This window comes from Haloparvum alkalitolerans, from assembly GCF_050122995.1.
GTDB lineage: Archaea > Halobacteriota > Halobacteria > Halobacteriales > Haloferacaceae > Haloparvum > Haloparvum alkalitolerans.
This window is the reverse complement of sequence record NZ_JBNLIA010000006.1, coordinates 80,182-88,486: the sequence shown is the minus strand read 5'-3', so window position 1 is coordinate 88,486 and position 8,305 is coordinate 80,182. Positions and strand designations below refer to the sequence as shown.

Below are 8,305 nucleotides of genomic sequence, written 5' to 3'. Positions count from 1 at the left end.
ACTTCAACGTCCCACCATTTATACGCACGTCTACTGGTGCGTCTCCGCCCCCCGACGTGGGCGAGGAACAGAGTCTGTGTTTCCGCTTTCGGGCATAGCGTAGCCCGATATTCTTCGCTGCATTGTAGTCCGCGTTCACCTCGTAACCGCATTTCTGGCACTCGAAGTGTTCTCCGTGGCGATTCGCTTCGTTCGTGAACCCACAATCCGTCCGAGAACAGCGTTGGGACGTGTGGTTCGGTTTGACTTGTTCCACGGAGACGACTTGTTCTGGTGCCTTGTAGGAGACGTACTCGTACAGGCGTCGGAACGCCCAAACATGGTGCCATTTAGCCTGCGGGAGACGCTCACGGATGTCGGTTAAATCCTCGAACACGATCACGTCGCAGTCGTGTTCGACTGCTTCCGAAACGATCTCATTGGCAACCGTGTGAATGTACTGCTTCCGCCAGGCTTCTTCTCGCTTTCCAAGGCGAAGCAGGGCGTTGTGTGCGGCCTGCGTGCTGCGCCGTTGCATCTCGCCACGTCGCTTCTCGAACTCGCGGCACCAATAGTCGTAGTCGTCGCCCTGCCAGAACGTGCCGGTCGAAGCTACTGCGAGGCTGTTGACGCCGAGGTCGATACCGAGGACTGTTTGGTGCCCGGTATCTGCCGAAACCTCGGACTCGTCGTCATCGTACTTTCGCGTCGTGATGTGGAAATAGAACTCGTCAGTCGTCTTGTCGTATTGCAGTGTGCTCGCCCGGAACTCGTACTCCTCTGAGAGAACGTACTGTTCGTAGGGCGTCGGGCTGTCCGCCGGGAGTTCAAAGTCGCACTCAACACGCCCGTTGACGGTTGAAAGCGAGACTTTGTTCCGGTAGAATGTGGCGCTTCGCTTATCGTAGACCATACTCCACGAAGTGAACTCCGGTTGGCTCACACGCTTGCCCTGTTTCCATCGTTCGACGCACCCTTTCGTCGCTTGGACGGCGCGTCGGATGGCCTCTTGAACGAGGTTGGCAGTGAGATCAGTTTCTTCCCGCAGCTCCGGGTAGAGTGCGTCTCGCGCAGTTGAGTTCGCAGTGATGCAGCTCATGTAGGAGTCGTCGTCCCAACAGAACTCGGCAGCACGATTCGCACAGTAGAGGAACTGTCGCGCAGATTCGTGGAGGTCGTCGCGCCGCTCATCGGGAACAACGAGTTTGACCGGCGCAGTTCGACGCACCTCCATATTTCAGATTACCACTCGGCGGTTCTTATAATATTGGGAGCCGGGTAGCTACCGTCGTGCGGTTGCGTCGTCCTTTGTCGGTTTCCTCTCCGACCTACTCGTTCGCTACACTCGTTCCTTGAGATCGGAGGCTCCACCTCGAATTATGCTGAACAGGAACCTCAAAAAGCTACGTTCGAGTGCCGGGGTTGGCTGCGTTACGCAGGCCTACAGGTCGCGGGGCTGGACCGTCTTCCGGTCGTTGGCCTCAGCACGCTCTGCGGCGTCGTCGAGCAGTTCGGCGACCTCTTCGTTGAGGGCGTCGTAGAAATCTGCCGAGACGTTGTGGTCCGAAAGTGCATCCTTCACGGCTGCTTTGACGATTAGGTCAGACATTCCATCGCGGATTTCTCCTGTCCACCATATAAAGGTTCGAAGTTCTCACGTAGTCTTCCTGGCCAGTCACGCCGAATTCGTCTCTGAGTACCAGAGAGAACATATGCCACCCCTCAAAAATAGGGAACAGGCAGATGCACGATCTAACTGGGTTCCAGCGGGATATCTTGTACGTAACCGCCGGGCTCGAGGAACCACACGGGCTCGCAATCAAAGATGAACTCGACGACTACTACGAACAGGAGATCAACCACGGCCGCCTCTATCCGAATCTCGACGACCTCGTCAACAAAGGACTGCTCGAGAAAGGTGAACTTGACAAGCGGACTAATGTGTACACGGTCACGCAACGCGGATTGCGGGAGATCGAGGCGCGACGTGAGTGGGAAAGTCAGTATTTAGAAGACGTGAACGTACCCGCTACGTCGTAGAATCATTATAAAAGCGGGACTGCTTTACCCACTTCCCACGAATACACAGTAAGATGGCTCGGCTCGTCTTCTATCACCACCCACAGGCCGAGAATTTCTCACTCAAATATAGCTCGGCATCGGTGGCAGAAATCCAGTCTCAGCGAGAGCAATCCGACGAGTCGACAAAACTCATCGGGTACCCCTTCGAAACACCGGTCTATGTCCTCTACGAAGGCGATTCAGAGATCGAATCAGCCCATGACATCGACTTCGATCAGGAATGGTTGAGCGACCGTATTCGTGACCTTCCTCGTGCTGGGCAAGTTGTCGCATTCCGATTAGTGGAATTGCTCGAAGCAGCTGTCGATGTTCGAGAGGAGGATGAGTTTCGGCTCTACAAGGAGTTCGAACCGCAAAAAATCCAGCAGGCACTCGATCACGTGTCCTGGGGAGCCCCACTTCCGACCGTCGCTGGAGAGGTGATGTCGAATTTGATTCTCCGACATTCCCTCCCGAATGCGAATCATCGAACTGGCATCGCTATGCTGCAGTTCTGTATTGAGAGTGTGGACTCGGATTTTGCGATGCCACGAACACACGTCGACGACGATACCTGGCGAGAGTGGGTCAATCCCTATATTGTTGATTCTAAGCGTCTCATCACGGTCCGCCGGAACAACCTCCGTTTCAAGCAACTCGAAGAGCTGGACGTCGACCTCGTCGAACGGAAAGATGGGATCCAAATCCGGTTAGCCGAGTTCGAGCTGGATATGCACTGGCGAGAAGCCCTCACAGAGTATGCTGGGCAGCACGAATCCCACTGTACGGACTTCGCGCAGGCAGTTCTCGAACGAGCAGGACGGGACGATCTACTTGACCGTCAAGGACCAACGAAACAAGAGTTCATCACGTATCTGGAGAACGGACTGGTCGAACGAGACTTCAGAGAAATGTTTTGATCAGTCGCGAAGCTCGGCGACCGACTGACCAACCTCACGGACGTGTTCACTTCGCTCGAGGTCGAGTTCCTCGGCGAGGTAGTCAACCGTCTCTTCGAGGCTCATATCGGAATGAAGTCCGTCTAACGGTATAAACCTAGTGCTGGCGCAACAATGTCGCCCATCAGAGGAAGCGTCTGTGTATACCAAACTTCGCACCCCTCGGGATAACTGTGGAATCGGTGACCGCATAGCGATACCCACCGAAATCACGCAGTGTCGCCATTTGCTGTCCATTAACCGAACTCAATTGAAAGAAGCTCCGAAGCGATCGGGAGCGTTTCAGTCTGCAGGTTGTGCGTCAGTCGCTGGTGTCCCGCTTGGAAGCTCGGGGATGGACAGGTCCACGCGGCGGAGCAGCTGAGCGTTGATCGCGACGATTACTGTACTCAACGACATCAGAAGTGCACCCACAGCGGGGGACAGCAGAATCCCAATCGGTGCCAACACGCCTGCTGCGAGCGGAATCGCGAAGACGTTGTAGCCGGCGGCCCAGACGATGTTCTCCTGCATCTTCCGGTAGCTCGCCTTACTGAGCTTCACCAGCCGAACGACGTCCATCGGGTTGTTCTGCACGAGAATAACGTCGGCCGACTGGACCGCGACGTCGGTGCCACTCCCGATCGCAATGCCGACGTCGGCTCGCGTCAGCGCCGGCGCGTCGTTGACGCCGTCGCCGACCATCCCCACGAGTTTGCCCTGGTCCTGGAGTTCCTGGACTTTCTCGTCCTTGTCTTGGGGTAGGACCTCCGCGAACACCGTGTCGATGCCCAGTTCGTCGGCGACAGCGTTGGCGACGTCCTGGGAGTCCCCAGTCAGCATCGCCACCTCGATGCCCAGATCGTGGAGGGCGTCGACGACTCGATAACTCTCCTCGCGGATCACGTCGGCCATCGCGAAGGCGGCGATCAGCTCTCCGTCACGAACGAGATACACCACAGTCTGGGCGTTCTGACCGGCCTCGTCAGCGAAGTGCTGGAGATGGTCGGGAATTTCGCTATCGAGTTGGGCCAACAGGTTCGGGCCACCGACGTACACCTCGTTTCCGTCGACATTCGCCCGGACACCCTTGCCTTTAATCGCCTCGAAGGCTGTCGCGTCAGGAGTAGTTACATCTCGCTCGTCGGCGGCCTCACGGATCGCTCGGGCGATCATGTGTTCGGAGTCACTCTCGACGGCTGCCGCCAGCCCGAGCGCGTCGTCCTCGTCAACGCCGTCGACGGTCGCCATATCCACGACGCCGTGTTCACCCTCAGTAAGCGTCCCTGTCTTGTCGAAGATGATGGCATCCAAGTTCCGCGCGTCCTCCATCGCAATTCGGTCGCGGACGAGCATCCCGTTGCGCGCTGCAAGTGAGGTGTTGATCGCGACGACCAGCGGGATGGCGAGCCCGAGGGCGTGTGGGCAGGCGATGACGAGCACCGTCACGACTCGCTCGATGACCGTCGCGTCGAACGAGACTGCGACCGTCCACGCAATCGCGGTCACGACTGCCGCCCCGAGCGCGACGTAGAACAGCCAGCCGGCCGCCCGGTCGGCCAACACTTGCGTCTTGGACTTGCTCTGTTGAGCTTCCTCGACGAGGCGCATGATGCCCGCGAGTGTTGTCTCCTCGCCCGTCGCACCGACGCGAACACGGAGACTCCCGTCGCCGTTGATGGTGCCGCCGATGACCTCGTCGCCAGGCTCTTTCGAGACGGGCTTGGACTCGCCGGTGATCATCGACTCGTTGACGTCGGAGTCACCCTCCTCGACGGTGCCGTCAGCAGGGACACTCGCGCCCGGCCGGACGAGCACGAGATCGCCTTCCGAGAGCTCACTGACGGGAACTTCTTCGGTCTCCCCGTCGTCGGTGATACGCTCGGCGGTGTCTGGCATCAGTTTCGCCAGTTCGTCGAGCGCGCTGGAGGCCCGCCGGACCGACCGCATCTCGATCCAGTGGCCCAGCAGCATGATGTCGATCAGCGTGACGAGCTCCCAGAAGAACGCCGACTGCGTCGGGAAGACCACGCTCGCGAGGCTGTAGACGAACGCGACGGTGATCGCCATCGAGATGAGCGTCATCATCCCCGGCGACCGATCTTTCAGCTCCGGTACCGCCATCTGGAGGAACGGCATCCCACCGTACGCGAAGACGATGACCGCGAAGACGGGGTTGATCCACTCGCTGCCCGGGAACGCGGGGACGGAGAACCCGAGCCACTCCTGCAGCATTTCGCTGTATAGCAGGACTGGGATCGACAGGAGCGTCGAGACGAAGAAGCGCCGGCGGAACATCTGCTCGTGGCCCTTGTGCATCCCGCCATGCCCCTCACCGTGGCCCTCATGGGAACCGTGGTCGTGTCCTTCGCCCTCGTGTCCAGCGTGCTCGTGCTGCTCGTCGAGCACTGTCTCACTCTCCGCAGCAGGGTGTGCCTCTTCTTCCAGTAGGTCCTGTTCTACCCGCTGCTCGTCCGACTCGGCGTCCGATTCATCCTGCTCGCCGTGTTCGTGCTGGTGACTGCTGTCGTCCTGCTGGTGTTCCCCTCCAGGGAGATTCTCATTTGTATCTTTGTGGTCGTCCATAGCCCATATTCTCTGTAGAGGTGGATCCGCTGGCCCCCTGAATCTTCCCCACTGAACTGTACAGCAGGACCAGCGTAGCGAAGCTTCAAAGACAACGGTTGGCCGTTGTCTCGGAGTGGTCCGCGCGATTCTCAGGCGTAAGCGGTGTACCCGGCGTCTTCGACGGCCTCCACGAGAGCTGTGACATTTGCCTCACCATCGACGCTCGCCTGTTCGCTCTCCCTGTCGACGGTCACGTCAGTCACGCCGGATACCTCTTCGAGGGCCTCTTCGACCGTCTGCTCACAGTGACCGCACGTCATGCCTTCCACGATGATCGTCGTCGTCATACAGGGATACACACGGCCTCCTCTCTTTAGCGGATTTCCCCTTCGATCATACTGATATCGTGGGGCTCAAACTTTAGATTCAAAGCGATACCTGCGGCCGTAACGAACTAGACATCGGATGCGCCAGGTGTCAATAGCGAGAAGGCTCAAGTATCGTTGTGACGCTCCCTGTACGTCTTCGCCGCTAAAAAGACATAGAGTGCGCCGATAGCCCGAATGCCCAAGCGGAATCGCTCGTTCCATTCTATCGACTCTGGACGCTCGTACAGGAACGCGGTGGCAAATCTCTGATACAGGTCGGGAAATAAGAGGACTATCGCGCCGAACACGCCGGTAAGATTCATCAGCAACGCGTATGCTCGCCCGTTAAAGAGTGAAAGCGCAGCTATCAGAACACCCTCCGACCGGACTGCTGGACGTATCCACCCTCTCACTGTTCCCTCGTCTGGATTCGAAATCGCGAGTTTCTCGAAGAGCTCGACGATTTCGTCCGGGAACAGCGCTGAGATAGCGCCGAGGACACCGACGAGTGTTCGAATCATACGATATGGTACGACCGATATGGATATAACTCCCACTGCGACGCTACACTATCGAGAACGAGGGGAGTCCGAACAGTAGCGGCTTCGAACCGGGCACGACGCGCAGAGGCCGCTTGTCGAATGGGCGTCCTGAATCCTTATGGATTCGGGGCATACAGGGCGTAGAGGATAGACAGCATCCCGGCTGCGGTGACGAGTGCTGCGACGAATCCTGCTTCGAAGATCGACACCTGGAGGAGTTCGAAGAGGACGCCTTCAAGGAGGCCGCCAAGCCCGACCAATGCGAAGCCGGCGGCGACGTACAGGAGTAACTGCGTGTGATGCCGTTGGTATCCGCGATAGGCCTGGTAGGCGATCACCAGCGCCAGGGCGGTCGTGAACAGCTTGCCGATGACGAATAACGTGTGTTCCATGAGTCAGTCTCCCCGCATTTCCTCGAAGATGGACGTAATCCGGTCGGCGGGGTCCGGCCGAACATCGATCTGCACGTCGAAGCCCTCTGCTTGGAGGAGTACTTCGACACGCTCGAGTCGCGCCTCGTACTCGCTGTAGTGCCGTCCGCCGGGGTCGACGTGCGTGTACTCCTCGAGGAGGCCCTGCTCGACGAGGCGGGTGACACGCCGCGAGACGGTCGGGCGTGACATATCGCATTCCTCGCTGAGCTCCTTCGCGGAGAGTCGGTCGGTCTTCGTCGCCACGAGGATGTCGCGGGCATACTCGTCGTCGAGCGTGGCGAAGATGTCCGACGGGTCGGCCTCCTCAGTCACACGTCCGTACTCGCTACAGGAGGGTAATATAGCCCGCCGGTTTTCTGACTCAGAACGCCGGCTCGCTATTATATCGTCTCTACCCACCTACTGATAGTTGAAGGTGCAATAATTATGTCCACACTCGACTCCGGCATGAACCAGCTCGAGAGCAGAGTCGGCGGCCTGACCGTCGGCGGGAAAGTCCACAGCCTCAGCGCGTGGTTCGTGCTCGCGCTCCGGCTCATGATGGGCTACGCGTTCGCGTACTCCGGGTTCACGAAGATCACCGGCGAGTTCGCCGCCGGCGGCTACCTGTCGAACGTCGCCGCGACGAACGGCAACCCGCTCGCAGGGATGTTCGCGTGGATGGGCTCGACGCCGTGGTTCGTTGAGTTCGCGAACGTCGCCGTGCCGTGGGGCGAGCTGTTCATCGGCCTCGGCCTGCTCGTCGGCGCGTTCGTCCGCCTCGCGGCGTTCTTCGGCGCGCTCATGATGGCGATGTTCTACTTCGGCAACTGGGACATGGCTCACGGCTTCATCAACGGGGACTTCGCGTACATGCTCGTGTTCCTCGCGGTCGCCGCGTTCGCCGCGGGCCGCATCCTGGGCCTCGACCAGTACATCGAGAACTACGACGTCGGCGGCGAGACGCTCGTCGAGCGCTACCCCGCCCTCGAATACATCCTCGGCTAACCACGCCGAGACCTTTGGGAGTACAACAATGCAAAATCCAATTCAAGCACGCGGGATTCGTTCTCTGGGACTCATCGTCGTCGGAGCGCTGGCTCTGGCCGTCGTCGCCGGAATGGCGCTAACACACGCGACTGTCCCAGATGCAATGATGTGGGGGTGGCACGACGGGATGTGGAACGACGGCCACATGGCCGGATGGGGTAGCTGGGGCTGGGGGATGATGCTGTTCGGGCTCCTGTGGATGGCACTTCTGATCGCCCTCCCAGTCTACGCCGTTTACTGGCTGACAACGCGGTCCCCTACGGACGGCCATACTGATGACAGCGCACTCGCTGTTCTCCAAGAACGGTACGCTCGTGGCGAAATCGACGACGAGGAGTTTGATCGCCGTCGCGCCCGCCTGGTGTCCGACGACGATCGTTTCTGAC

The 8,305-nt window shown here is 59.0% G+C and carries 11 protein-coding genes; 4 read left to right on the top strand and 7 right to left on the bottom strand.

Going from position 1 to position 8,305, the window contains the following annotated elements:
• Both ACQE3L_RS08710 and ACQE3L_RS08705 read right to left on the bottom strand, forming a co-directional pair.
• Positions 1–1,213 (bottom strand): RNA-guided endonuclease InsQ/TnpB family protein (locus ACQE3L_RS08710; protein WP_426963389.1); only part of this gene is annotated, 1,213 nt, incomplete at its 3' end.
• Between the two features lie 207 nt (positions 1,214–1,420).
• Entirely contained in the window at positions 1,421–1,588 is a 168-nt protein-coding gene (locus ACQE3L_RS08705; protein ID WP_004048632.1) for a DNA-binding protein, read from the bottom strand.
• A gap of 134 nt (positions 1,589–1,722) precedes the next feature.
• On the opposite strand from ACQE3L_RS08705, the gene ACQE3L_RS08700 reads away from it, so the two are divergent.
• Together ACQE3L_RS08700 and ACQE3L_RS08695 are read left to right on the top strand one after the other, a co-directional pair.
• A complete protein-coding gene (locus ACQE3L_RS08700; RefSeq protein WP_058984782.1) occupies positions 1,723–2,019 on the top strand; it encodes a helix-turn-helix transcriptional regulator in 297 nt (98 codons plus the stop codon).
• A gap of 53 nt (positions 2,020–2,072) precedes the next feature.
• A complete protein-coding gene (locus tag ACQE3L_RS08695; protein ID WP_426963388.1) occupies positions 2,073–2,960 on the top strand; it encodes a DUF8172 family protein in 888 nt (295 codons plus the stop codon).
• Between the two features lie 321 nt (positions 2,961–3,281).
• Here ACQE3L_RS08695 and ACQE3L_RS08690 read toward each other — a convergent pair whose 3' ends face one another.
• The 5 genes from ACQE3L_RS08690 to ACQE3L_RS08670 form a co-directional block, all read right to left on the bottom strand.
• On the bottom strand, positions 3,282–5,564 hold the full coding sequence (locus ACQE3L_RS08690; protein WP_103992913.1) for a copper-translocating P-type ATPase: 2,283 nt from the start codon (positions 5,562–5,564) through the stop codon (positions 3,282–3,284).
• Positions 5,565–5,695: 131 nt separating this feature from the next.
• On the bottom strand, positions 5,696–5,893 hold the full coding sequence (locus tag ACQE3L_RS08685) for a heavy-metal-associated domain-containing protein (RefSeq protein ID WP_004594582.1): 198 nt from the start codon (positions 5,891–5,893) through the stop codon (positions 5,696–5,698).
• Positions 5,894–6,039: 146 nt separating this feature from the next.
• Complete coding sequence (locus ACQE3L_RS08680) at positions 6,040–6,435, bottom strand: hypothetical protein (RefSeq protein WP_004594583.1); 396 nt, start codon at positions 6,433–6,435, stop codon at positions 6,040–6,042.
• A 137-nt stretch (positions 6,436–6,572) separates the two neighbouring features.
• Positions 6,573–6,848, bottom strand: coding sequence for a DUF7521 family protein (locus ACQE3L_RS08675; protein WP_004515576.1), 276 nt, complete (start codon positions 6,846–6,848; stop codon positions 6,573–6,575).
• Between the two features lie 3 nt (positions 6,849–6,851).
• On the bottom strand, positions 6,852–7,202 hold the full coding sequence (locus ACQE3L_RS08670) for an ArsR/SmtB family transcription factor (protein ID WP_066419127.1): 351 nt from the start codon (positions 7,200–7,202) through the stop codon (positions 6,852–6,854).
• 114 nt (positions 7,203–7,316) lie between these two features.
• Here ACQE3L_RS08670 and ACQE3L_RS08665 point away from each other — a divergent pair, with 114 nt between their 5' ends.
• Positions 7,317–7,877 (top strand): DoxX family protein, encoded by a 561-nt coding sequence (locus ACQE3L_RS08665; RefSeq protein WP_103992912.1) that lies wholly within the window; start codon positions 7,317–7,319, stop codon positions 7,875–7,877.
• Between the two features lie 28 nt (positions 7,878–7,905).
• Positions 7,906–8,304: an SHOCT domain-containing protein gene (locus ACQE3L_RS08660; protein ID WP_103992911.1), complete on the top strand. Its 399-nt coding sequence runs from the start codon at positions 7,906–7,908 to the stop codon at positions 8,302–8,304.
• The last annotated feature ends 1 nt before the right edge of the window (position 8,305 follow it).